At 45.2% G+C, this 26,028-nt stretch carries 20 protein-coding genes, 2 tRNA genes and 1 pseudogene; 13 read left to right on the top strand and 10 right to left on the bottom strand.

Annotation, left to right across the window (positions count from 1 at the left end):
• Positions 1–261 precede the first annotated feature (261 nt).
• Both serA and prmA read left to right on the top strand, forming a co-directional pair.
• Positions 262–1,839, top strand: coding sequence for a phosphoglycerate dehydrogenase (gene serA / locus VL20_RS24150; protein ID WP_052278048.1), 1,578 nt, complete (start codon positions 262–264; stop codon positions 1,837–1,839).
• A 425-nt stretch (positions 1,840–2,264) separates the two neighbouring features.
• Entirely contained in the window at positions 2,265–3,161 is an 897-nt protein-coding gene (gene prmA, locus VL20_RS24145) for a 50S ribosomal protein L11 methyltransferase (protein WP_052278047.1), read from the top strand.
• A gap of 117 nt (positions 3,162–3,278) precedes the next feature.
• Here prmA and VL20_RS24140 read toward each other — a convergent pair.
• Positions 3,279–3,351 (bottom strand) — tRNA-Arg (locus VL20_RS24140).
• Between the two features lie 56 nt (positions 3,352–3,407).
• Between VL20_RS24140 and surE the strand changes: the two genes are divergently transcribed.
• From surE to VL20_RS24110, 6 genes are all read left to right on the top strand, one after another.
• Positions 3,408–4,220: a 5'/3'-nucleotidase SurE gene (gene surE, locus VL20_RS24135; protein WP_043995738.1), complete on the top strand. Its 813-nt coding sequence runs from the start codon at positions 3,408–3,410 to the stop codon at positions 4,218–4,220.
• 146 nt (positions 4,221–4,366) lie between these two features.
• Entirely contained in the window at positions 4,367–5,410 is a 1,044-nt protein-coding gene (locus tag VL20_RS24130; RefSeq protein ID WP_128575299.1) for an IS630 family transposase, read from the top strand.
• A 350-nt stretch (positions 5,411–5,760) separates the two neighbouring features.
• Positions 5,761–6,345 carry a DUF3727 domain-containing protein gene (locus tag VL20_RS24125; RefSeq protein ID WP_002763315.1) on the top strand — a complete coding sequence of 195 codons (585 nt, stop codon included), beginning with the start codon at positions 5,761–5,763 and terminating at the stop codon, positions 6,343–6,345.
• Positions 6,346–6,665: 320 nt separating this feature from the next.
• On the top strand, positions 6,666–7,667 hold the full coding sequence (gene ldpA, locus VL20_RS24120; protein ID WP_052278046.1) for a circadian clock protein LdpA: 1,002 nt from the start codon (positions 6,666–6,668) through the stop codon (positions 7,665–7,667).
• Between the two features lie 51 nt (positions 7,668–7,718).
• Positions 7,719–9,530 (top strand): R3H domain-containing nucleic acid-binding protein, encoded by a 1,812-nt coding sequence (locus VL20_RS24115; protein WP_052278045.1) that lies wholly within the window; start codon positions 7,719–7,721, stop codon positions 9,528–9,530.
• 11 nt (positions 9,531–9,541) lie between these two features.
• The gene (locus tag VL20_RS24110; RefSeq protein WP_052278044.1) at positions 9,542–10,969 is read left to right on the top strand and encodes a hypothetical protein; all 1,428 of its coding nucleotides are present in this window, start codon (positions 9,542–9,544) and stop codon (positions 10,967–10,969) included.
• Between the two features lie 201 nt (positions 10,970–11,170).
• On the opposite strand, the gene VL20_RS24105 is transcribed toward VL20_RS24110, so the two are convergent.
• The 3 genes from VL20_RS24105 to ndhL are packed head-to-tail and all read right to left on the bottom strand — an operon-like array spanning position 11,171 to position 12,168.
• Positions 11,171–11,599: an ATP-dependent zinc protease family protein gene (locus VL20_RS24105; protein ID WP_052278043.1), complete on the bottom strand. Its 429-nt coding sequence runs from the start codon at positions 11,597–11,599 to the stop codon at positions 11,171–11,173.
• A 4-nt stretch (positions 11,600–11,603) separates the two neighbouring features.
• A complete protein-coding gene (locus VL20_RS24100; protein ID WP_002751981.1) occupies positions 11,604–11,909 on the bottom strand; it encodes a DUF3007 family protein in 306 nt (101 codons plus the stop codon).
• A 19-nt stretch (positions 11,910–11,928) separates the two neighbouring features.
• Positions 11,929–12,168 (bottom strand): NAD(P)H-quinone oxidoreductase subunit L, encoded by a 240-nt coding sequence (gene ndhL, locus VL20_RS24095; RefSeq protein ID WP_002732218.1) that lies wholly within the window; start codon positions 12,166–12,168, stop codon positions 11,929–11,931.
• 172 nt (positions 12,169–12,340) lie between these two features.
• On the opposite strand from ndhL, the gene VL20_RS24090 reads away from it, so the two are divergent.
• Positions 12,341–12,426, top strand: a tRNA-Leu gene (locus tag VL20_RS24090).
• 74 nt (positions 12,427–12,500) lie between these two features.
• Here VL20_RS24090 and VL20_RS24085 read toward each other — a convergent pair.
• Together VL20_RS24085 and queG are read right to left on the bottom strand one after the other, a co-directional pair.
• Positions 12,501–13,139 (bottom strand): HAD-IA family hydrolase, encoded by a 639-nt coding sequence (locus tag VL20_RS24085; protein WP_052278042.1) that lies wholly within the window; start codon positions 13,137–13,139, stop codon positions 12,501–12,503.
• Positions 13,129–14,076, bottom strand: a complete 948-nt coding sequence (gene queG, locus VL20_RS24080) for a tRNA epoxyqueuosine(34) reductase QueG (protein WP_052278041.1) — start codon at positions 14,074–14,076, stop codon at positions 13,129–13,131. Before queG ends, VL20_RS24085 begins: the two co-directional genes overlap by 11 nt.
• A 70-nt stretch (positions 14,077–14,146) precedes the next feature.
• Between queG and VL20_RS24075 the strand changes: the two genes are divergently transcribed.
• From VL20_RS24075 to tatA, 3 genes are all read left to right on the top strand, one after another.
• The gene (locus VL20_RS24075; RefSeq protein ID WP_052275466.1) at positions 14,147–15,301 is read left to right on the top strand and encodes an ISL3 family transposase; all 1,155 of its coding nucleotides are present in this window, start codon (positions 14,147–14,149) and stop codon (positions 15,299–15,301) included.
• Positions 15,302–15,607: 306 nt separating this feature from the next.
• Complete coding sequence (gene lpdA / locus VL20_RS24070; protein ID WP_052278040.1) at positions 15,608–17,038, top strand: dihydrolipoyl dehydrogenase; 1,431 nt, start codon at positions 15,608–15,610, stop codon at positions 17,036–17,038.
• A gap of 173 nt (positions 17,039–17,211) precedes the next feature.
• Positions 17,212–17,388 carry a twin-arginine translocase TatA/TatE family subunit gene (tatA, locus tag VL20_RS24065; protein WP_002763330.1) on the top strand — a complete coding sequence of 59 codons (177 nt, stop codon included), beginning with the start codon at positions 17,212–17,214 and terminating at the stop codon, positions 17,386–17,388.
• A gap of 381 nt (positions 17,389–17,769) precedes the next feature.
• Here the strand turns inward: tatA and VL20_RS24055 are convergent, their stop codons facing one another.
• From VL20_RS24055 to carB, 3 genes and pseudogenes are all read right to left on the bottom strand, one after another.
• Positions 17,770–18,861, bottom strand: a complete 1,092-nt coding sequence (locus VL20_RS24055; protein WP_128575398.1) for an ISAs1 family transposase — start codon at positions 18,859–18,861, stop codon at positions 17,770–17,772.
• A 466-nt stretch (positions 18,862–19,327) separates the two neighbouring features.
• Positions 19,328–20,728: a TldD/PmbA family protein gene (locus VL20_RS24050; RefSeq protein WP_052278565.1), complete on the bottom strand. Its 1,401-nt coding sequence runs from the start codon at positions 20,726–20,728 to the stop codon at positions 19,328–19,330.
• A 228-nt stretch (positions 20,729–20,956) separates the two neighbouring features.
• Positions 20,957–24,201: pseudogene (gene carB, locus VL20_RS24045) on the bottom strand (carbamoyl-phosphate synthase large subunit).
• Between the two features lie 287 nt (positions 24,202–24,488).
• Here carB and VL20_RS24040 point away from each other — a divergent pair.
• Positions 24,489–25,529 (top strand): adenosine deaminase, encoded by a 1,041-nt coding sequence (locus VL20_RS24040; protein WP_052278038.1) that lies wholly within the window; start codon positions 24,489–24,491, stop codon positions 25,527–25,529.
• 90 nt (positions 25,530–25,619) lie between these two features.
• On the opposite strand, the gene VL20_RS24035 is transcribed toward VL20_RS24040, so the two are convergent.
• On the bottom strand, positions 25,620–26,027 hold the full coding sequence (locus tag VL20_RS24035) for an MAPEG family protein (protein WP_002763339.1): 408 nt from the start codon (positions 26,025–26,027) through the stop codon (positions 25,620–25,622).
• Between the last annotated feature and the right edge of the window lies 1 nt (position 26,028).

Genomic DNA, 26,028 nt, shown 5'->3' with positions numbered 1-26,028 from the left:
GCAATGGCAGCCCTAGAAAAAGCCTTAGAAAAAGAAGTGGAAAACTCGATCGCCACCGTGATTAAATTAGCCATATCTCAGTGACAACGGCAAGAGCCTGACATCAACCCCATGGACGACAATTAAGAATGACAACCTAAAATCTTTTCGCTAATTTTGCCATAGACTGCACCCTTTGCTTCTAAAATAGGCTATTGCGGCTAGACCCCAATATTGGTCAAGCATTTGCCCGTAGACTGAAAAAAGCACGTTATAAAGATTATGGCCAAAGTTCTGGTATCCGATTCGATCGATCCGGTAGGAGTAGAAATTCTGTCACAGGTTGCCCAAGTGGACGTGAAAACAGGACTATCTGCCGAGGAAATCATTCAAATTATCCCCGAATACGACGCGCTGATGCTCCGTTCCAGTACCCGCGTCACCAAAGAAATCGTCGAAGCGGGCAGCAAACTGCAAATTATCGGCCGCGCGGGGGTAGGAGTCGATAATATCGATGTTCCTGCGGCCACTCGTCAGGGTATTATTGTCGTTAACTCTCCCGAAGGTAACACGATCGCCGCTGCCGAACACGCCTTGGCCATGATGTTATCCCTTTCCCGTCATATTCCCGATGCCAATCAGTCGGTAAAAGCGAATAAATGGGAAAGAAATCGCTTTATCGGCACAGAAGTTTATAAAAAGAACCTAGGAGTCGTCGGTTTAGGTAAAATTGGCTCCCACGTCGCCAAAGTGGCTAGATCCCTAGGCATGAAAATTCTCGCCTACGATCCCTTTATTTCCAAAGAACGCGCCGATCAACTCGGTTGCACCCTGGTGGATCTGGAATTACTCTTTGCTGAGTCCGATTTTATCACCCTCCACGTCCCGAAAACTTCCGAAACCCAGCATCTCATCGGTCGGGAAACCCTCGCTAAGATGAAACCCACGGTCCGCATCATTAACTGTTCCAGAGGCGGCATTATCGACGAGTTGGCTTTAATTGAAGCCCTCGAATCCGGTAGAATCGCCGGGGCAGCCTTGGATGTATTTGAACAGGAACCCTTAGGCGAATCTAGATTAAGAGAATTGTCTAACGTCATTCTCACTCCCCACCTAGGTGCCTCGACTACGGAAGCACAGGTTGGTGTGGCTGTTGATGTGGCCGAACAAATTCGCGATGTCCTCCTCGGGTTGCCAGCGCGTTCGGCCGTTAATATCCCCGGACTAACTCCTGATGTTATGGAAAAACTGCGCCCTTACCTGCAATTAGCGGAAACTATGGGTAATCTTGTCAGTCAGTTGGCAGGAGGTCGCTGTGACTCGTTAAATGTCCGTTTACAGGGAGAATTGGCCACTAAAGACAGTCAACCTCTGGTGGTAGCGGCCATTAAGGGCTTACTTTCCCAAGCCCTCCGGGAACGGGTAAACTATGTTAATGCGGCGATCGAAGCTAAGGAACGCGGTATCCGGGTAATCGAAACCCGGGATGCTTCCACCCGGGACTATTCGGGATCGATTCATTTGGAAGCTAATGGTTCCATGGGAACCCATTCCGTCACCGGAGCGCTGTTAAGTACGGGAGAAATCCGCATTACTGACCTCGATGAGTTCCCCATTAACGTGCCACCGAGTAATCATATGTTATTCACCCTTCACCAGGATATGCCTGGTATTATTGGCAAAATTGGCGCACTTTTAGGTAGTTTTAACGTCAATATCGCCAGTATGCAGGTAGGACGCAAAATTATTCGCGGTGATGCGGTTATGGCCCTGAGTCTCGATGATCCTCTACCAGAAGGTCTGCTCTCGGAAATTACTAAAGTCCCCGGTATCCGCGATGCTTACACAGTAAAACTCTAGATTAAATCAGTTATCAGCTTCTGAAGGCAAGAGGCAACCCCCCACCCCCCTAGGGTTGATTCAAGGTAGGGTTGATTCAAGGTAGGGTTGATTCAAGGTAGGGTTGATTCAAGGTAGGGTTGATTCATGAATCAACCCTACTACCGACATCGGGGGGGCAAGGGGGCTAATCTAAGAATAAGCGGTTTAAATGCGTCTTAGCTTAATCAGTAATCAGTGAAAAGAAAGCTCCGCACTTGCCACTTAAGTAGGGAGGCACAATTATTTGTAGGATGGGTTAGCGGTAGCGTAACATAATCGGGCGTTGGGTTTCATGCTTCAACCCAACCTACGTTCATCTTATATTTAATTCCACCCACCTACTTAATACTGTTGACTGAAAACTCAAATCTGATAACTGATCCCTGATCACTGATAACTGATATATGTCTAATAGTTGGTGGGAAATTACGGTTTTGTGCGAACCTAGTCTCGAAGAAACGGTTTTCTGGAGACTGGAAGATTTTGGCTGTTCGGGAACGGCCACTGCTAAAAAACAATCCTCTTTGGAGGTTAAGGCCTACATACCGGAAATTAAAGCGCAATTGCCCGATTTAGAGGCACTAAGCCTCTGGTTAAAGCAGGATGCTTTGATTTTAGGTTTTCCCGAACCTGTCACCAGTTGGCAGTTAATGGACGAGGAAGACTGGGCCAGCAGTTGGAAACAACATTGGCAAATTAGCGAGATCGGCGATCGCTTTTTGATCTGTCCTGCTTGGTTAAATCCCCCGGAAAATAACCAGAGATTGGTGATTAAAATTGACCCCGGTTCCGCTTTTGGCACGGGAACCCACCCCACCACCCAATTATGTCTAGAATCCCTAGAAATGCGTTTAAGTAGCCATCCAGAGAATAAAATTATCGCCGATATCGGTTGTGGTTCCGGCATACTGGCGATCGGGGCGATTTTATTAGGAGCGAAAAAAGTTTATGCTGTCGATATAGATCCCCTGGCGGTGAGTGCGACAGGCAGTAATCGCCATCTCAACGGGATTAACCCCGAAAATTTAGCTATTAATCAGGGTAGTGTCGAGGAGTTGTTAGAATTAATTCCCGATGGTGTTGATGGCATAGTTTGTAATATTTTAGCCGAGACAATTATCGCTTTAATGCCCGCAATCACCCGTCTGGCAAAACCCACCACTTGGGGAATTTTAAGCGGCATCCTCGTCACCCAAGCACAAGCGGTTACAGATATTTTAGAACCCCAAGGCTGGACAGTGGCTGCCCTATGGAAACGTCAAGAATGGTGTGGTCTTCAAATTCGTCGCACCGTGGATTAGTATCGGGTTTGCGGCAAAAAGTTTTTCGTGGGGGTAGGGTGTGGGGTGTGGGGTTTTACCCATTTTGGCGAGCGGGGAGCAGCACAACCGGGGGAATACCGACCCCTGATTTCTGAACGAGTACGGAGGGAGTCGAACCCCCGACACCCAGGACCGGAACCTGGTGCTCTATCCTCTGAGCTACGTACCCACAATAAAATACTATTACATTATACCACTAGCCGACGCAGTAGAGCAGAAATTTCCATGACTAGCGATCGCCCTTTAAAACTACTAATCAGTAACGATGACGGCATTTCCGCTCTAGGAGTCCGCACCCTCGCTAACACCCTCGCTACTGCGGGCCATCAAGTCATCGTAGTTTGTCCAGACGGCGAGCGCTCTGCTACCGGTCATGGCTTAACCCTACACCATCCCATCCGGGCCGAACAGGTGGAAGGAATTTTTCACCCCGATGTGATTGCTTGGTCTTGCTCGGGAACTCCCGCCGATTCGGTGAAATTTGCCCTTAGTGCCGTCCTCAAAGAGCGTCCCGATTTAGTTTTAGCCGGCATTAACCACGGGTCTAATCTCGGCACCGATATCCTCTATTCTGGCACGGTTTCCGCGGCCATGGAGGGCTTAATCGAAGGTATTCCCAGTATTGCTGTTAGTCTGGCTAGTTTTAAAGCCTGTGATTTCCAACCGGCCGCCGATTTTGCCCTCACTTTAGTCAGGAAAGTTGCCCTTAACCCTTTTTCTATTCCCACTTTACTCAATGTGAACGTCCCTCCGGTTAGTAGTGCCGAAATCAAGGGGGTGAAAATCACTAGGCAGGGATTGCGACGCTACGAGGAAACCTTCGAGAAAAGACTGGATCCTAGGGGTAAAAGTTATTACTGGTTAATTGGGGAAGTGGTGGAAGATATCGAACAACCGGACTACAGCCATTTACCCCCGCAAGTGCCTACGGATGTGCGCGCTATTGGCGAGAATTTTATCACCATCACGCCCCTACAATACAATTTAACTGATGTGCAGGGTTTTCAACATTTGTACGGAAATTCTTGGTTTGATTGAGGATCATCGGAAATTTTGGGTCTGAAACCCCGCCGTTCTAGGTTGGCTTTACGTTATACTTTGCACGGCTACAACTTGCATTTTTTACTCAAGGACAATAATATAGTTTAAGAGTCATAATTAGAAGCAAAGCACTCATTAAAAACATGATTAACCTAGAATTCACGGAAGAAGAAAAGAACTCACTGTATTATGAAAGATTTCATCATCCCCATCCCCGGGTTCAACTGAAGATGGAAGTTCTCTGGTTAAAAAGCCAAAAGATACCGCACCAAAAAATTTGTCAGTTAGCAGGAATCTCGCCAAATACCTTATTAACCTATCTTCGAGATGAGCAAGAGGGCGGAATAGAAAAATTAAAAGAAATCAACTTCTATCGCCCTAAAAGTGAATTAGAGTTTCAAAAAGAAACCCTCAAAAAATACTTCGAGAAAAATCCACCAGCCACAATAAATGAAGCTGTATATAGGATAGAAGAATTGACGGGAATAAAACGAAGTCCTACCCAAGTGAGAAAATTTTTAAAATCAATGGGAATGAAATGTTTAAAAGTAGGTTCTCTTCCTTCTAAAGCTGACCCAGATGAACAAGAGGACTACAAAGAAAAAAAGCTAGAACCCAGACTAAATGAGGCTAAAGAAGGAAAAAGGGCTGTTTTTTTTGTTGATGCCGCTCACTTCGTCATGGGAGCATTTCTCGGTCTTGTTTGGTGTTTTGAGAGACTTTTTGTTAAGTCACCGAGCGGGCGTAAACGCTTCAATGTTTTAGGAGCATTAAATGCAATAACTCATGAAGTTATTCTGGTAACATATGACACTTATATTACAGCAGATCAAGTCTGTGAACTCCGGTCAAAAATAGCTGCTTTAGGACTAATGATTCCCATCACTCTAGTCTTAGATAATGCCCGCTATCAAAAATGTAAAATTGTTGAAGAATTAGCTTTTTCTTTGTCAATAGAACTGCTCTATCTGCCGTCTTATTCACCTAATCTAAATTTAATTGAAAGGCTGTGGAAATTTGTCAAAAAGAAATGTTTATATGGTAAATATTATGAAAACTTTTCTGACTTTTCTTCAGCCATTTATGAATGTTTGAATGACGCCCATTTGAAACATAAAAAAGAACTGGATTCCTTGCTGACTCTACGATTTCAGAAGTTTAATAAATCTCAGATTATGAACGTCTAAAGTATAGAATTAAAAGGCCAGTCTCGAAAACCAAGTGGACGGCGCAGCACCTTGAAAACTCGGCTTAGGGGGTTCCGACCAGAAAAGCTTGGCCGGGTAAAAAGTCGCGCGCAACAAGTACAAGAAGCTATAGGCGGTCAACGTACCGTGGGACACAGGGAATCGGGCTTCTGAAATGGGGCGAAAGTCTGTGGACTCTGTGTAAGACAGTACATGGTTTTTTAACTGTGGTATGCGACGGTGGTGGAAGCAGAAACTTAAATCGTGAGGTTTAGGAATCGCCGCACTTTTAGGGCGGCGAGGATGTCAACTCATGATATTCTGATTCAATCAGTAGCGTTTGAGAGCCTATGTCCCCATCTCAATTTAATTTTCAAGAAAACGAACTCGAAGAAGCGGATATCATAACCCTCTGGGATGAGCAAGGTCGATCGCTGGACTGTTATATTGAGAATGCCTATGAAACCGATGATCTCACCTATATGCTTCTTGTCCCCGTGGATACCCCGGTGATGATTCTAGCTTGGGATGAGGAATCGGAGGAAGAAGAATCTGATGCCTTCTTAATCGAAGATAGCGAGGAAATCGAGCGGATTTTCGCCGATGCTAAAGCGGTTTTAGCAGAATTAGACCTATTGCTCAAATCCACTGCCCACACCTTGACTGTTAGTGGTGAATTACCGCCCCTAGAAGAAGATAATGTTCTCAGTTTAGAAATTGATGGCGATGAACCCTCCTCGTCATCAGAGCCGGAAGAATTGCAATTTCTCGCCAGTTTCTTTTCGGAAGACCAAAAATACTCGATTTACAGTCCCCTAGCTCCTTTGTTATTCTTAGCCGTCGGTGATGCGGAAGGGAAAGTTGAATTAGTTTCCCCCGATGATGACGGTATGGGACCAATTCTAGAGGAACTTTTGTTTGATGAACTCGATTAATTACACGATCTTACCAAATCCGCCGACCAAAATTTGTGATCAATCTAGTGACAGTATATCTTTCGGGATTTTATTATCCTCGTGATTAAAACGGATTTGGTATTTTTTTCCCTAAATTAATTACACATTTTCCTAACCACTGACGAACCTATTATCTATCGGATAGGCTGCTAGCCTCTGCTTGCTGGCAAAAGTGAGGGGCAGCCTCAGACAGGCACTAATGCCAAAGGAAGAATTAATAATCAGTCTTTAGTCAGAAGATTTGGTATCAGAGCAGCACAAGGCTGACGTTTAGGGGCTGGCTGCGATAGGATAAAAAAGTGCTAGATAAAAACTCCTCTCCCTTCTGGTCCTTAGTTGCGGGTCACTGGTTCAAGCTCATCTGTGGAGCTAGTTACCAGGATTTGCCCACGATTCGCAACCTCGCTTTGACCTATACTATCGCCGGGGCCGATTGTATTGATGTGGCCGCCGACCGAGCCGTGATTGTTGCGGCCCGCGAAGGCATCGAAACCGCCGAAAAAATCGCCGGATTCCCCCCAAATCGACGACCTTGGTTAATGGTCAGTCTCAACGACGGGGAAGATCCCCACTTTCGTAAAGCTGTCTTTAACCCGCAACTCTGTCCGGTCGATTGTCCCCGTCCCTGCGAAAAAATCTGTCCCGCTTATGCTATCGATAGGGGAGGAGTAATCGAACAGCGCTGTTATGGTTGCGGTCGCTGCTTACCCGTTTGTCCCCCGCAAATAATCGAGACAATATCCCGTGTCTGTCAACCCGCAGAAATTATCCCCTTAATTATCGAAATGGGAGTCGATGCGATCGAAATTCATACCCAAGTCGGTCATAGAGAGGAATTTGCTCGACTCTGGCAAGCGATCGCACCTCTAACTAAAAACCTAAAAATCCTCGCCATAAGTTGCCAGGATGATCAGCAGATCATTGATTACCTCCACTATCTGCGAGAAACTATTTCACCCCTAAGCTGTCCTCTGATTTGGCAGACGGACGGCCGGCCGATGAGCGGCGATATCGGCAAAGGAACCACCCACCCGGCCATTAATATGGCCAAAAAAGTCCTCTGTGCCAATCTAGCCGGATTTGTGCAGTTAGCTGGGGGAACCAATGACCACACCGTGACCAAATTACGGCAACTGGGACTGAGAGAAAAAATCGCTGGTATTGCCTATGGAAGTTACGCCCGTTCATTGATTTTGCCAATTTTAGAGGATTTATACCAGCCTAACCTTGAAAATGACCCCCAAGCCTACCAAGAAGCCGTTAAAGCCGCTTCTATTCTCGTTGCTCAATTAAAAGCCTAACCTTGGTCAAAAAACTATAATATTTTTTTAATTGACAACTAACCCCTAAATGTGTTAGACCCCAAGAAAATCTTGGAAATAAAAATAGCCAATTATCGCCAAAACCTTTTATTATTAATGCCAGAAACCCTACCCTCCTCTCGGATGCCAGTTACCGACGATTTAAACAAACTCTTGGCAATTCTACCTGTGCGGATTCGCAGCAAAATCGAGGAACACCCGCGGCAGCATCAACTGATCGAAGTAGTTATGGATTTGGGACGCATACCAGAAGCGCGTTTTCCCGATGGGGCGATCGATCTGGGGGACGAACCGATCTCAAAAGAAGAAATCCAGTATTCGATCGCCAGGGTGGGCAGTTTTAGCGGCGATAATCGCGCCGGGATTGAACGCACCCTGCACCGCATCAGTGCCATTCGCAATCGAGACGGGGAAATTATCGGTTTAACCTGTCGTATCGGTCGGGCCGTTTTCGGTACGATCACCCTGATTAACGACCTAGTGGAAACGGGAAAATCCCTGCTGCTGCTCGGTCGTCCGGGGGTAGGAAAAACCACGGCCTTGCGAGAAATAGCCCGAGTTTTAGCCGACGATCTTAACAAACGGGTAGTGATTATCGACACCTCCAACGAAATCGCTGGGGATGGAGATATTCCCCATCCGGCCATCGGTCGCGCTCGTCGGATGCAGGTGGCCCGTCCGGAATTGCAGCATCAAGTCATGATCGAAGCGGTGGAAAACCATATGCCAGAGGTGATCGTGATTGATGAGATCGGTACGGAATTAGAAGCTCTGGCCGCTCGCACGATCGCCGAGCGAGGAGTGCAGTTAGTGGGAACCGCCCACGGCAATCAATTGGAAAATTTAATTAAAAACCCAACTTTATCGGATTTAGTCGGGGGAATTCAGGCAGTAACTCTCGGAGACGAAGAAGCACGCCGCCGGGGTTCTCAGAAGACCGTTTTAGAACGCAAAGCACCGCCCACCTTTGACATTGCCATCGAAATGTTGGAACGTCAGCGCTGGGTCATCCACGAGGACGTATCTACCACGATCGATCAACTGCTGCGGGGACGGGAAGCAATTGCCCAAATCCGTTGGGTAGATGAGGAGGGGAAAGTACAAGTCGCTCAGGAAGAACCAAAATCGGAAAACTTGACCCCTTTGCGCGGCAATTATCTGCCGGAAATGGATAAACCTAAGGGATGGCGGGCCGATGGCCGGATGACTCCCGTGGCCCGTTTCCCTGCGGGCCACCTCAACCGGGAAAACGATTTCGATCGCCTCCTCGAACAATCTTGGCTGCAGGAAGAACCGGAAACGGAAAAAGTCCGCGTCCCCGGTCCCAATGGCGAAGATTGGCCGGTTTATGTCTATCCCTACGGAGTCAGTCGCGCCCCGATCGAACAGGTAGTACAGTCCCTAGATTTGCCGATCGTTTTGACCAAAGATTTACAGGGGGCCGATGCGGTGCTGGCCCTGCGTTCCCACGTTAAAAATCAGTCAAAATTGCGTCAAATTGCCAAAGTAAGACAAATTCCCATCCACGGGATCAAATCCAATACCCTGCCCCAAATTTCTCGCGGTTTAAAGCGGATTTTGGGCATTGATGACCCGATGAATCAGGAAGGTGCAGATCTGCGTTTATTTGCCCGCAGCGGTAGTGATGACGAGATCGAAGCTTTGGAGGAGGCCCGGTTAGCGGTGGAACAAATCGTTATTCCCACCGGCCAACCGGTGGAGTTACTGCCGCGATCGGCGAAAGTGCGGAAAATGCAGCACGAATTAGTGGAACATTACCGTCTCCAATCCGATAGCTTCGGAGAGGAACCGAATCGCCGTATTCGCATCTATCCAGCTTAGGAGTCGGGAATTTGCAGCGACGCACGCTCATCATTCTAGGTACAGGAACGGCGATCGGTGCGGTGGCCCTCCGGATTATCCATCGTCCCCAATCGGCGGCGGAATTGCGCACCAAAATGCCCCTAGCTGAAAGAATTAAGCTCTGTCTCGATCTGGCTAAGATTAAACTAGCGACCACGATCGATTATCTCGATAGTTATGCCCGTCGGGGCATTCTCTATCCCTATCTTACCCATCCAGAGCCATCGGGTTTTACTTTCTTCAATTGGCTACGGAGGGGGAATAGTCCCACCCCCGGCACTTGGAAGTTGGCAAAGGCCAATTTTTGGGCGGCAGGGGCTTTTCCTGCTTTATTATGGAAAATTGCTGACTTAGAATCAAACCCTATGGATGCGGGATTTTGGTCAGCTGCCGCGAAAAAATGGAGCGATCCCTTAAAAGAAACCAGTTTGAAAAACAAAGACATCGCTCTTAATAATGTACTGGTGTTTGCTCCTTGGTTTGAGTCGGGACAGGGTCAGGAAAAACAGACAGCTTTAGAGATAACTTTACGGGGGGCCAGACAACTAGCGCAACCTTTTCAGGATGGTAAAGGGAGTTATCACACCGATATCGGTACTTTTGGCTGGTTACGCAAGGCCGATCGCACCGATCAGCAAGAACATTGGCACGTTTTTATGGACCATACAATCAATATAGAACAACTGCTCTGGGCAGGTCTCCACAATCCTGACCCCAAGGAAGCAAAAGATTGGCAAGAAAAGGCCCTTTCCCACATCCGCACCATTAGCCGCACTTTTGGGGCTAACCGTCGCCCGGGTAAAACGGGAACTTGGCAAAGAGGCTATTTTGATCAAAATGTCAACTCTCCCACCTATAGAAATTTCTTATTTAATGAGGGAAAACAGGGCTGGCGCGATGATAGCACTTGGTCCCGGGGTCAAGCTTGGTTTATTTATAGTGCCACGACGGCCTATATTTACACCGGCGATCCGGAAATGTTAACCATTGCCAAGGATGCCATTAATTATTATCTGGACAATTTGCCCGATCGCTGGCCCGGTGGACAAAGACGCGCCGGGGATTTTATTCCTCCCTGGGACTTTGATTATGCCTTGCAAAAAAATGGCGCTACGGAAAAGGATTCTTCGGCAGCGGCGATCGCTGTGGCGGGGATGATTCGCTTATTAAAAGCTTTACCCAGCAGTGATCCTAGTTATGGAACCTATCGAGAGGCGATCGATAATACTCTCTTGAATTTGACTTCTTTTGCCTATTTTCCCGACGAAACCGCCCCAGAGATGAGTTTATTGCGTCATGGTTGTTATCATCATCCCGCCGCGATTCAACCCAGCCAAATCTATGATACGGGTTTAATTTGGGGAGACTTGTTTTTTATAAATGCTTTGGCTGAATACCAAGATTTACCCGCTACTTAGGGCTGGCTGAATAAATCTAAAAACCTTGTTGGATAATATCTTTAGACTTTTTGTCAATCAAAAAGTACCGGCCCTGGGAGTGATCAGGGGGAAAATTCCGGGACTTTTTCCCTGAAAATTAGGTAATTGACCCCCTCAAAATCGGTAAAACCCACACCCTGCCCCTAGGAAAAACTTTTTGCCGCAAACCCTAAATATAACTTAACTCAGTAAAAAAGACTTATTCGGATGGACAAGAAAGCCTTTTTTCAGCGCTTCTCGTCCTAATAACATCCGAAAACCCATGACATCGCGATTAGTTAAAGTTAATTCGATCGCCCATTGACGATCACCAAGTAATACACTTGTTCTGATAACAGGACGTAGTTGACTTTGACCCCCAGAATTTTTTACCTGTCGCCATTCGAGGATTTCTGCGGTGGTGGTGACAGTGTGGTGACTATCTTTTTGGTAGGGATGAACTTGAAAGCGCAGCCAATTGCGATCGCCATCGAGAAAAGGGTGGAGATGAAAAGCGTGTAGGGCCGAGGAGCGAGCGCCTGTATCAATCTTGGCCTTTATTTTGGTAATGCCTAAATCAGGTAAATCCAGCCATTCTCGCCAACCGATGATGATTTTATCGGGTTTCATCTATTTATTTAGTTTTTTCTTCTTCAATCTCCCGCTGCATTTGGGCGATTTCTTCGGGAGTCATCGCTTCCAGGCGTTTTTTAAAGACGGCATCTTCGTAATCTTTGCGCTGTTGGCCGTAGGTCATATTATCGGTGGCGACTCGAAACAGATAGGTAAAAATCCAACCGATGACACCACCTACCAACACCGCTTGACTCCAAATTCCCGCCGAAGCACTATCTAAACCGGTTTTTTGTAGGATAATGTAGAGGATGCCGCCCATAGCAAACATCCCTATACCGATCCCGATGACATCAATGCGTCTCATGGGTTTTTTTGGTGATAACTTAAGCTTTTAGGGTACGACGTTGGGGACGGAAGTTAAGGAAAGGACTTAACAACAGCATCCCAGGGAAGAAAAAGCTCATCAGAAAGTACATAAACCCTCTTTCCCAAGAAGAAGCCACATACCAGCGCGTATTGAGGTAGTAGTAGATAACGGCGGGAATGACGAGCAAATACAAGACACTGAGAGATAGGTAGATCAGGGCGATGATAATGGTTTCTTGCGTCAGAATTGATTGCATAAGGATTGATTTTTCTCAATAGCTGTCGGTGAACGGCAATCCACCTGCTGATTATTTTACCCTGTCTTTCCCCCTTTGCGGCGATCGAATTGGCGGACTAAAATAATTTGCTGAAAATACTCTTGCCAATTAAATTATTTGTGATATGATAAAAAATTGTCGGTTAAATAACGGGGGCGTGGCGGAATGGTAGACGCTACGGACTTAAAATCCGTTGAGCCTTATAAGCTCGTGAGAGTTCGAGTCTCTCTGCCCCCATCGATCGAAGTCTATATTTAAACTGAGTGTTGGATATTATAGTACAAATGTCCATGCTCCTAGTAAAAACTTTTTCAGCCAGCCCTATCTAAAATATCCAATAATTCTAGGGGATGATCAATGAGATGATCAGGGTTAAATTGGGAGAGAATTTGAGGGGAATTAAAGCCCCAAGCGACTGCCACCACCTGCACTTGACTTTTTTGGGCAGCAGTAATATCTCTGGTTTCATCGCCGACATAAATCATTTCATCGGGACAGAATTTATTTTGTCGGATCAGGCGATCGATAATTTTGTGTTTGCCGAATAAAGGCGTTCCCGAACAGATAAAATCAAATAAATTTAATAGTTGATTATTACCTAAAAATAGGTTGACATTTTCTTTGGTATTAGAAGTTATTATTCCCAATCTATAGCCTCTTTCTTTAAGAGTAGCGAGGCAGTGAGGCCAGCCATGAAAAGGTTTCAGACATTCAATTTGTTTATTTAATTCCCGTTTAACTCGATAGAGTAAAAAAGGGATTTTAACGGGGGAAACTTGGGATTGTTTAATAATTTCTTGGGAACTAAGGTTTTTTAGTCTGGCCAAATCTTCCTCGTTGATGGGTTGATAACCAAAATTTTTAGCCAAACGATTGACAATCTCCACGAAAGTATCGTGGGTATCGGCGATAGTACCATCAAAATCGAACACGACTACTTTAATTGTCATCTTGTGCGGGGTGAGGGGAATGGGCTAAATTAGCTTGGGCATTACGTCGCCACTGCTGGGGTTTAATTCGACGCAGGGCTGACGAGATGAAACGACGATCCCACTCCTCTATAGTTAGATTAGCTAATTCCTCCAACCTTGGCGAGAGGTTTTCGGGACGAGGTTGAAAATCCTCCACGTCGGTAACTTGGGCAAAACGTTGATTCCAAGGACAGACATCTTGACAGATATCGCAGCCAGCTACCCAACCTTGTAAATTCTCGGCAATTTCTGTAGGCAAAGTTACAGCACGATTTTCGATGGTATGGTATGCAATACAGCGATTAGCATCCACCACATAGGGACTAACTATTGCCTGGGTGGGACAGGCGCTTAAACAACGGCTACAGGTGCCACAATGGGCGCTATGGGGTCGATCGGGTTCTAAAGGTAAATTAGTTAATATTTCGGCTAAAAACACCCAACTGCCGTAATTGCGGGTAATTAAGTTACCATTCTTGGCAATCCAGCCGATCCCTGCTCTTTGCGCCCAAACTTTATCCTGTACCGGTCCGGTGTCCACATAGTAACGGGTTTGAATTTGCTCCCCCTGACTTTCTAACCATTGACTGAGGGCCTTTAATTTTTTACTTAATACTTTGTGATAATCCCGTCCCCAAGCATAACGGGAAATTTTGCCATGGTTTTGTTCTTGACTGTGTTGCTGGGGGGTGTAGTAGTTAAGGGCAAGACATATTAGCGATCGCACTTCTGGCCAAAGAGTTTTGATATCCTGTCGTTTCGGGTTAGTCATCCAATCCATATCAGCGTGATAACCGCGCTCTAACCAGCTTTTTAGATGGGATACCGCCGAGTCTTGACTATCCACAGAAGCAATACCGACCCCATGGAAACCTAACTCTAGCGCTTTTTCTTTGATTTGTGTTTCTGTCACCATAGAAATATCTTGGCTCTTCTAGGTTCTGTGTGAACATGGTATAATAGTAACACAGAACAGGAGGTGGGTTATGTGGATAAATTTTGATCAACTCCTCGATTTACCAAATGTAACAGTGGTCAATTATCAAAAAATTGCTCAGACAATTTTCCTAAAGCTTGCTCTTTTAAATGAAACAATTGAATGTCCGAATTGCCATCAAACCTTAGACAGAATCAATCAGACAGAGTATAATCTAGTCAGAGACTTGTCAATATTAGGTAATCCAGTATATTTAGAAGTACCACGCCGTCAGTTTCATTGTCAAAAGTGCCAAAAGTATATCAGCGAAAGACTGAGTTTTATGAGATTAAGACAGCATCATACAATTCGCTATGAATCGATGATTTATGAGAGAGTAAAAAATTGTAGCATCGAAGAAATAAGTCGAGAAGAAGGGTTAGGATGGTCAGAAGTTGAGTTAATATTTAATCACTGTGCTAAAGAACTAGAAAAGGAAGAGTGGGAAGCACCAGAACGAATAAGCTTAGATGAATTTAGTAACTTAAAAGGACATAAAGATTTCATCACAACGGTCGTAGATATGGACAAGAAAATTTTACTAGATGTGATTAAAGGACATAAGCAAGAAGAATTAATGGAAGCCTTAAAAGCACAGCCAGACGCAGTTCGGGAGAAAGTGAAAGAAGTGAGCGTCGATATGTGGTCAGGATTTACAGCAGTGATCAAGGAATTATTTCCCAATGCTAAAATCATCTATGACCGTTTTCATGTAATGGCTATCATCAATGACGAGCTTAATAAATTGAGAAAGTTAATGGGGGTGCATGAAAAAGGATTACCTCATTTATTATGGAAGAATAAAGAGGACTTAAAGGACGAGCAAAAACAACAACTAGAAGTTATCTTAAAAGAACATCCATGCTTAGGAATAGCCTGGGAAATGAAAGAAGAAATTAGACAAATTTATCAAAGTAGTAGAACGTTCAGAGGTGCTGAGAGAAAATTGGAAAAATGGATAAGAATAGGCGGGATATTATATGAAAGTAGTGCCAGGATGATCCAGAAGCATTTGCCAGGTATTTGTAATTACTTTGAAAATCAGACAACCAACGGATTAATTGAGGGAATGAATACCAAAATAAAGCTTATTAAAAGAATGAGTTATGGATTTACCAATTTTGAACATCTTCGACTTAAGCTGTTTGCTTGCTTTAATTCATAACAAAAATTAACACACGAAAACCAGAAGAGCCATATCGGCTCTTCTGGTTTCTGTGTGGAAACGAGGTCTATACCGATAGAATATCCGCAAAATAGTCCTAAAAGTTTTGCCCAATAAGCACTTCAGGGTTCCATAAGCAAAAATTATCACACAAAGTCGAGAAGAGCCACAGTACTTGTCTTTGTATTGAAAAATGTGTCCGTCAGTCAGGCTAAAAACTGGCTCCAGTTTTTGACCGGGATAGCACCGCTTGATCGCAGTGGATCGTAAAATGGGATAATGCTAACTTTGAGAGTCAGAGAGACTATGAGTGAATTCGACTACGATTTAATTATTATCGGTGCTGGAGTTGGTGGCCACGGAGCAGCCCTACACGCGGTCAAATGTGGGCTAAAAACGGCTATTATCGAAGCCAAAGATATGGGAGGAACCTGTGTTAATCGCGGTTGTATTCCCTCTAAAGCTTTACTGGCAGCCTCGGGACGAGTGCGCGAATTGGCCGATAGTGACCATCTGAAAAGTCTAGGTATTGCCATCGGTGGCGTTAATTTTGACCGTCCGACAATTGCCGATCATGCTAACAACCTTGTCAGTAAAATTAGAGGCGATCTCACTAATAGTCTTAAACGTCTCAAGGTTGATACTATCCACGGTTGGGGAAAAATCGCCGGCCCGCAAAAAGTTAGCGTCATCGGGGATAGTGGCGAAAAAATCTACACCGCTAAGGATATTATGCTCTGTCCGGGGTCGGTTCCCTTTGTCCCACCGGGGATCGAGATCGATCATAAAACGGTTTTTACCAGCGATGAGGCCGTTAGATTAGAAACTTTACCCAAGTGGATCGCAATTATCGGTAGTGGTTATATCGGTCTGGAATTTTCGGATATATACACCGCTTTGGGTTGTGAAGTGACGATGATCGAAGCTTTAGACAGTCTCATGCCGGGATTTGACCCAGAAATCTCGAAAATCGCCGAAAGAGTTCTGATTAAACCTAGAGACATCGAGACTTATGTGGGAGTTTTGGCAAAAAGTATTAAACCGGGGAATCCTGTGGCCATTGAACTGGTGGACGCAAAAAGCAAAGAAGCGATCGAAATTTTAGAAGTAGATGCTTGTTTAGTCGCTACAGGAAGAATCCCCGCGACCAAGAATCTCGGATTGGAATTTGTCGGGGTAGAACTGGATAAACGTGGTTTTATTGCCGTTAATGACAAAATGCAGGTAATTCAGGACGGTGAACCGATTCCTCATCTTTGGGCTGTGGGCGATGCTACGGGTAAAATGATGTTAGCTCACGCTGCTTCGGGTCAAGGGGTAATAGCCATTGAAAATATCTGTAATCGCCCAAAAACCATCGATTATCGCAGTATTCCCGCCGCCGCTTTTACCCACCCCGAAATTAGTTATGTGGGTTTAACGGAACCGCAAGCAGAAGTTTTGGCACAGCAAGAAGGGTATAAAGTCGCTGCTGTCAAGACCTATTTTAAGGGAAATTCTAAAGCTTTAGCGGAAGGAGAAACGGAAGGCATCGCCAAAGTCGTTTATCGTCAGGATACGGGGGAATTACTCGGTGTTCATATTATCGGTATCCACGCATCGGATTTAATTCAAGAAGCGGCCAATGCGATCGCTGAACGCAAATCCGTCCATGAACTCGCTTTCCGCATCCACACCCATCCAACTCTCTCAGAAGTCCTCGACGAAGCTTACAAACGCGCTGAAGTGGCAGCGTAGAGTCAGTTATCAGTTATCAGTTATCAGTTATCAGTTATCAGTTATCAGCTTCTGAAGGCAAGAGGCAACAGGCACTCGTGCAAAAGACAGAATCTGGCAATTCTCCAAGTTTCCGACTCCTGACTCCTGAATTCTGACTACTTTCTCTTTTTTTACTTTTTACTTTCAAGATTATGTTTGGATTAGGTTGGCCAGAAATAGTAATTATTGCTGTGGTTGTTCTCCTGATATTTGGACCGAAAAAAATACCCGAATTTGGGGCAGCTTTGGGGAAAACTTTACGGGGATTTAAAGAAGAAATCAATCAAGATGATCAAGAAATTGAAGACAGTGACGAGAAGATGAGATAGATTTCGGCGGGTACATCTCATTTTTGTAAATCTACTAATTTGGGATTTTTAAGGGGAAACTTTCTCCTAAAATTGGGCGTTACTTTCGGTTTTATCACTCAATCCAAGCTTTTGGGGGGTTCTACCCCCCAAACCCCCCGTTGGGGTAGGGTTGATTCATTTAAATTAAGTACAGCTAATTTTGAGTCAATAAATTTGACTGAAGATTCTCAAGTTTATCTTTTTCTAATCAAAATAGTTAGTCACAATAACTAATCTTTAATCCTCTGCCAAATTTATTATGAATAAATTGATAAAGCTTGTTCCCAAGCCACTAAAAGCCTATCTCTCTTCAAATTTTCTGAGAGTACATCCTGTTAATTTAGCTAATTTTTCTGCTTCTTACGTCGATAAAACTATCAGTTTTTCCCAACGTTCAGCTAACCACCTCTGTCCCTCTGTGATTGAGAGAAAACCCAAACCTCTGAAAAGATTCAATCCTATGGTTGTGAGAATTGACCAATTGCTGGCCGCTTGAAAATCACTAATTTCGCTTTTATCTTCCTCAAAAATTACATCTTTTACCCAATGTAACTGATTTTCTATTTTCCAGTGTCCTCGAATAATTTTAGCAAATACTTCGGCGGATTCGGTTAGGCTACTGATATAGTAAGCTGTTTCTTCATAGGTTTTATCCCCGCGACTACCCCTTCTTTCTACTTTAATAACTCTTCGCAGATTTTCAAACCCTTTTCTTTCATTTTTCCTCACTTTAAAAACTTCTATTTTTCTTGATATTTTTCGTCCATGACTATTATCTTGTTCAAGAAAAAAACTTTCTGGCTTTGAGGAATTACTCAGGTCTTGTATTCGCTGATAAAGATTTTTCTGATTTCCTTTAACGGTGATAACATAGTCATTTTTAGTCTTGGCTATTAAGCTGATTGTTTTCTTCTGACAGTGTAAAGCATCCCCAGTAAAAACTTTATTTTGGAGAGAGCAATCCTCAATTATAGCTTGCCCTTCGTCGATTTCAGACCCTTTTTTGTTTTCGATTCTTTTTAAGTGTAATACCAAGCCACTTTCTTGACTAAACAATGAGATAAACATGATAAAATTTTGTTGTTCATTGTTAGGATTCTTTAGGGTGTTTTTGAGACTTTTTCCATCTATGCCTAGCCAATTTATATCATCTCTTTGTCCATATTCTTGTAATGCCCATTCATTAAACATTTTTAACAAACTCTGCCAGTCAACTCCCATCATTACCCTTCTAATTGTTGAATAGGATGGGACTCTTTCTGGAATTATGTTAAATTCTTTACTCAGCCTGTGCCGATTATTTTTAGCAAACTCTCCTAGTTCTCTATAACCTGAGTATCCTAGCATTGTTCCTAGTATTATTACTACTAATACTATCCATAAAGGGTGTCTTTTTCCTTTATCTTTCCGAAAGTCCTTGACTTGTTTTAGTTTTTCTATTAAGCTCAACATATATTTAAAAAGTTGGCGGTCACTTCTCATTTTACCTGATAGTGATCGCTTTTACTTTTGATATTCTGATGGGAGAATGAAACAGCCCTACCCGTTGGGGGCGTGGCGCCGCCCCCAAACCCCCGCGCATTAGGTTAACTGTGAGATGCTTACACGCGATTGTTCATATTTTTGTACTAATTTAAGAGTCACTGATAATTGCTGATTGTCGGTATTTCTGCAAATGTGGGATAGACCCGATTTCGGCTGTATGAAACTGCGCTATAGCAGTTATCAGTTATTAGTTATTAGTTATTAGTATTAAATATAGCGTTTCCCAATTTCATGAGGTACACCAAAATCTTAACTCCTGACTCCTCAAAACCTAAGACTCTGTACCTCACAACTATGGAAATTGCTATAGTAGTTTCCCACTTTCTTTGCACTGATTACTGTTTACTGATCACTGATCACTGTTTACTGTTCACTAAATATCTGCTTCTCCCCCCACCACCACATCGCGGATGCGGAGACTGGGGCCACCGCAGCCGACGGGTAAACCACTTTGACCCCCTTTTCCGCAGCCTCCTGACTCATCCCAGTAGAAATCATCCCCAATTGCCTCAATATTGCCTAGGGTTTTAAAGACATTACCGGAGAGAGTCACATCTTTAACGGGTTCAGCAATTTCTCCATCGCGAATCATCCAAGCTTCCCCGGCGCTAAAAGTGAACATTTCGCCGTTAGTCATGCCTCCCTGCCAATTTTGGGCATAAACTCCCGTTTTTATCCCCGAAAATAACTCTTTAACCGCAGTGGTTCCCCGTTCAATCCAAGTGTTGGTCATGCGGACAATGGGCGGATAATGATAATTGAGACAACGGGCGTTACCGGTCGGTTTTTCGCCTAATTTGCCCGCCGTTTCCCGCGAATGCAGTCTTCCCACCAAAACCCCATCTTTAATTAACTGAGTCGTCGTTGCGGGGGTTCCCTCGTCGTCATAAAAATAACTGCCCCGATGACCTTCTGGACCTGCTCCGTCAAAGATTTGCAGGTTATCTGGTCCGAAACGTTTGCCCATACTCATCACTTCCAAAAGGTCGGGATTTTCGTATAACATATCGGCCTCGGAAAGGTGGCCAAAAGCCTCATGGACGAACAGACCGGTTAAAATGGGATCGATGACGACGGTGTAGGTATCGCCCTTGACAGGGGGCAAAACTAGGGCTTGTACGGCCCGTTTAGCCGACCCTTGCACCTGTTCTTCTAAATTGACCAGATCCTCGAAAGCTTTTCGGGATCCCGTGGTTTCCCGGCCCGTTTGTACGCTGTCCCCATCCCTAGCGGTGGCCGAAAAACGCATTTCTAAGTCTGACCATTTTTGTTCGATTAAAGTCCCGTCAGAAGTGCCTAAAAGAATATGTTGACTGCTATCGCTGTAACGGACGGAAGTGGTGGCAATACTGGGATGATGTTGACGCAATACATTATTATAGCGATCGCAGAGGGCTTTTTTATCGGCTAATGGCACTAAACGGGGATCCGTTCCCGTTAAAGGCAATTCACAGGAGATAATTACAGGTTCTACCGGAGCAATCAGGGTTTCTTCTTCCCCAATTAAACGGGCAGCAGCGATCGCATCTTCTAATCGTTCCTGTAAACTGGATAATTGATTAAAGCTGGCAAATCCCCAACCTCCTTTATAACAGGCGCGTACCTGACCACCGATAGCAATACCTTCGCTGAGGGTTTCCACTCGTTCGGAACGTAGTAGAATATTCGTCCCCCGCGCTTCTTCCAGACGAATTGTCAGGAAATCGACGCGGTTTTTATAACGGTTAATCAGTTCACTAATCAGGTTTTTATAATCGTTTAGAGTATCGGTCATGGGAATTAGGAATTGGGGAGAAGGGTGTGGGGTGTGATGGGGAGATGGGGTGATGGGGTGTGGGGTGTGGGGAGATGGGGAGATGGGGAGATGGGGAGATGGGGTAGTGGGGAGATGGGGAGATGGGGTAGTGGGGTAGTGGGGCATTTGGCTGAAATTTCCCTAAACCCCTATATCCCCTTTCTAACTGATAACTGATAACTGATAACTGATAACTGATAACTGAAATTAGGCGAGATAATCCTGTAAAGCTTTCACCTCTAAAGGTTGCGATTGCAGGGATTTTAAGGCCGCTACTGTCGCTTTTGCCCCGGCGATAGTGGTGATAATTGGTAACTTATAATCGAGGGCAGTACGGCGAATTTGTCGGCCATCGTTTTGGGATTCTTCACCACTGGGAGTATTGACAATAAACTGAATCCAGTCATTTTTGATCCAATCGATAACGTGGGGACGACCTTCGTGAATCTTTAGCACTAAATCGATATTTTCGCAACCGTTTTCTAACAAAACTTTACGAGTTCCAGAAGTGGCGACGACGCGAAAACCGAGGGATTGCAGATCCTTAACCACGGGGACCATGGGGGTTTTATCGCGATCGCTCATCGAGACGAAAACCGTCCCACTGGTGGCTAAAATCACGCCGGCGGCCATTTCTGCTTTAGCGAAAGCTTTGCCAAAATCGCTGTCAATCCCCATTACTTCCCCTGTAGAACGCATTTCTGGTCCCAGGAGAGTATCAGCACCGGGGAACTTCTGGAAGGGTAAAACCGCTTCTTTGACGGCAATATGACGGGGAATTGCTTCGCTGATGATACCCAATTCCGTCAGGGTTCGGCCCGACATGACGAGGGAGGCAACTTTTGCCAGAGGAACTCCCGTTGCTTTGGAAACGTAGGGAACAGTACGACTAGCGCGGGGATTCGCTTCTAAGATATAAACTGTCTCCCCCTGTACCGCATACTGGATATTCATCAAACCGATTACTTTTAAAGCTTTCGCTAGTTCCACCGTCCATTGTCGAATTGTGGTTAAAACCGAGGCGCTCAGGGACGTATGGGGGATAGAACAGGCAGAATCGCCCGAATGTACGCCTGCTTGTTCGATATGTTCCATTAATCCCCGATAACGACTGTTTCCGTGGCATCTGACAGGGCATCCACATCCACTTCGATGGCATTTTCGAGGAATTTATCGATTAAAATCGGGTGATCCGGTTCTATCTGTACCGCATACTTCATATAGCGTTCCAATTCGCTATCGGAATAGACGATTTCCATTGCCCGACCGCCTAAAACATAGGACGGACGTACTACGACTGGATAACCGATACGTTGAGCCACTGCTTGGGATTCTTGGAAACTGCGGGCAATACCGTTGGGAGGTTGTCGGATATCTAATTGTCGGAGGATTTGTTCAAAACGTTCCCGATCTTCGGCAGTATCGATCGAATCGGGTGAAGTTCCCCAAATTTTGGTATTTACGGGACAATTAGGCGATTCTAAATATTTTTGCAGGGGAACGGCCAGTTTTAAGGGAGTTTGCCCACCGAATTGAATAATTAAACCCTCTGGTTGTTCCGCTTCGATGATATTTAAGACATCCTCTTTAGTCAGAGGTTCAAAGTAAAGGCGATCGCTGGTATCGTAATCGGTGGAGACAGTTTCCGGGTTAGAGTTGACCATAATCGTCTCAAAACCGGCTTGACTGAGGGAAAAAGCGGCATGACAACAACAGTAGTCAAATTCTATCCCCTGGCCGATGCGATTGGGACCACCACCGAGGATCATCACTTTGCGTTTATCGGAGGGTAAAACTTCCGATTCTACCTGTTCGTAGGTGGAATAATAATAGGGTGTTAGGGCCTCAAATTCTGCCGCGCAGGTGTCCACCATTTTATAGACTGGAACAATACCTAAACCCTTGCGATAACTTCTCACTTCGTCCTCGCTGCTGTTGGTGGCGAAGGCGATTTGGCGATCACTAAAACCCTGTTGTTTAATAGCGAATAAGTCCTCTTGGCTGAGACTTTTCAGGGGAGTTCGTTTGAGAAACTTCTCGGTTTCCATCAAATCGGCCAATTTATCGAGGAACCAGGGATCAATCCCGGTTAGTTCGTGGATTTCCTCCCCATTCATGCCCAATTTAAAAGCATGATAGATACTATAAACTCGTTCGGGGTTAGGTGTCCGCAAACCGGCGCGGACTTCCGAGAGGGGGGGGAGAGTTTCGATTTTATCGCAACCAAAGCCAAAACGTCCCGTTTCTAGGGAGCGAAGAGCTTTTTGAAAGGATTCTTGGAAAGTTCGACCGATAGCCATGGCTTCCCCGACGGATTTCATCTGGGTGGTTAGAATCGGTTGGGAGCCGGGGAATTTCTCGAAGGCAAAGCGAGGAATTTTGGTGACGACGTAATCGATAGTCGGTTCAAAGGAAGCCGGGGTTTTTTTGGTGATATCGTTGGGAATTTCGTCTAAAGTGTAGCCTACTGCTAGTTTAGCGGCAAATTTAGCGATCGGGAATCCCGTAGCTTTCGATGCTAGGGCCGAAGAACGGGATACCCGGGGATTCATCTCAATCACGATTACGTCGCCGTTAGTGGGATTAACGGAGAATTGGATGTTTGATCCGCCGGTTTCTACGCCAATTTCCCGAATAATTGCCTTAGAATAGTCCCGGAGGCGTTGGTATTCTTTATCGGTCAGGGTTTGGGCGGGCGCAACCGTAATCGAGTCGCCGGTATGAACCCCCATCGGGTCAAAGTTTTCGATCGAACAGATGATCACCACGTTATCGGCTAGATCGCGCATTACCTCTAATTCGTATTCTTTCCAGCCAATTAGGGATTTTTCGACGAGAATTTGCGATGTAGGCGAACAATCTAGCCCATACTGAGCCATCGGTTCAAATTCTTCTTGGTTATAGGCAATACCGCCCCCGGTTCCTCCTAAAGTGAAGGCAGGCCGGATAATGAGAGGATAGGAACCGATCTGATGACCGATCGCTTTTGCCTCCTCTAAATTGTTGGCAATCCCCGAAGGACAGACGGGAACACCGATTTTCTCCATTGCTTTTTTGAATAGTTCCCTATCTTCGGCTTTTTCAATAGCGGGAAGTTTTGCCCCGATCAGTTCCACGTTATATTTTTCTAAAACGCCGCTTTTGGCTAAAGCTACCGCAGTATTCAGGGCAGTTTGACCCCCCATAGTCGGTAGAATCGCATCGGGGCGTTCTTTGGCGATAATTTTCTCGACAATTTCCGGCAGAATCGGTTCAATGTAGGTGCGATCGGCCATTTCTGGATCGGTCATGATCGAGGCGGGGTTAGAATTGACTAAAATTACCTCATAACCTTCTTCTCGCAGAGCTTTACAGGCTTGAGTTCCCGAATAGTCGAATTCACAGGCTTGTCCGATGACAATCGGGCCAGCGCCCAAGATTAGGATTTTTTGTAAGTCATCACGGCGTGGCATAGGCTTAGGGTTGCTTGAGGATAAACCCCAATCATTGTATATGTTGTCACCCTCGATCCCGCAAAGCTTTATTTAGGTTTAATGACCTTATTGTGTCCCTCAGCCTTCAGCCTTGAATCAGTGATCAGATCTGAGCCTTGTACTAGCGACTGTTCACTATCTCCCCGCTCCCCAACACCCAACCGATCACCGAATAGGTACTAATAATATTTGGCAACAATTGTCAAACAATTGTAAAACTTCGTTATATTTAAGGAGCATTTGAGAGACTAAGGAGCAGCGGAGTTGTGGCTTTATACGCGGATTTGCATCGGCATTTAGGGGGATCGGTAGTACCGAGAATTCTCTGGCGCTACTTTCACAGACATGAGCGGGATTTAGCGGCCAAATTCCAGGAATACCCCGCTTTTGAGGAATTTTACACCCGCAAACGCAATAGTTTAGATGAGTATTTGGAATTACACACCCTCGTCGAAAGTGTTCAAACCGCCCAAACTTTGCCCTATTTTATCTATCGTCTGATTCGCGGTGCTTACATCTTCGAGAATCTTGCCTATTTAGAATTGCGCTATACTCCCTACTATCGCACCGACGAACATTTGAACCAAACAGAGCGAATCGAGCAAATGCGCTCGATTGTCGAGATCGTCGGTCAAGCCTCGAAAATGAGCGAATATCCGATTATTACCAGTCAAATTCTCTGTATGCACTCGCGACTTCCCTACGAAGTCAACAAAGCGATCGTTGATCTGGCCCTAGAGATGAGAGAATACGTCTGTGCGATCGATATTGCTGGGGGTGATTCCCACTACCAGACTCGACTAGAGGAATTTGCCGGTTTATACGGTTATGCCCAAGAAGAGGGTTTAAATACCACGGGCCATCTTTACGAAACAAAGGACGGTTGTTATCCCCAATTACTGCCCTATCTGCAAAGAATTGGTCACGGTATTCAAATTCCCCTACGATATCCAGAATTGCTGCCGGAAGTTGCCCGTCGTCATCAATGTTTAGAAGTCTGTCCCACCACCTATTTAAAAACTGGCACCCTTGAAAGTTTATCGCAATTAAAGATAGTCTTCGATCGCTGTTTTGAAGCGGGGGTTGATATTGCTATCTGTACCGATAATGCCGGTTTACACAATGTCCGGCTGCCCTTCGAGTACGAAAATTTACTCACCCTGGACGTGATCGATTTCCGACAATTACAAGCTTGTCAAGATGCGGCTTTTCGTCATGCTTTTGCCTGGCCCTACAGTCAAAAACCCGCCTCACTTTTAACTGGTTTGTTATCAGTGGATAATCCCAAATTACCGGTTTATCAGTAACAGAATTAACTTTAGTTCGGGTTAAGCAAATTCTTTACCGCTCCCGAACTATAGCGTTTTCCGACTCTCCTGCATCTGGTTTGGGGAATTCTACTGAATCTTGATTAAACTCAACCCAAAGAGAGTATAGGTACAGAGAGAGCCGAGACCGAACATCAGGGAACGAGCGATCGGGACATTAGTGATATAAAAAAGGGAAAATAGAAGCCGGAGGATCACGAAAGCGATCGCACAGACAGCGGCCAGGGATGAGGATACTCCTGTAACGTAGGCCATGAGAGCGGCAGCACTATAGATCATAAAGGTTTCAAAACCATTTTGATGGGCCCAAGTTGCTCGTTTAGCGTAGTCTGGGAGTTGGTCGAACATGGCCCGGGGAGCGGAGGTATCGTAACCCACCTTAGCTCTAGCGTAAGCCACCAGCAGAAAAGGTAGATAGACAGAGATAGCGGCAGCCACTATCGAATAGAGAAGAATGGCACTGACGGAGAGATTCATC

This window comes from Microcystis panniformis FACHB-1757 (assembly GCF_001264245.1).
Taxonomy (GTDB): domain Bacteria; phylum Cyanobacteriota; class Cyanobacteriia; order Cyanobacteriales; family Microcystaceae; genus Microcystis; species Microcystis panniformis.
This window is presented reverse-complemented; position numbering and strand designations above follow the sequence as displayed.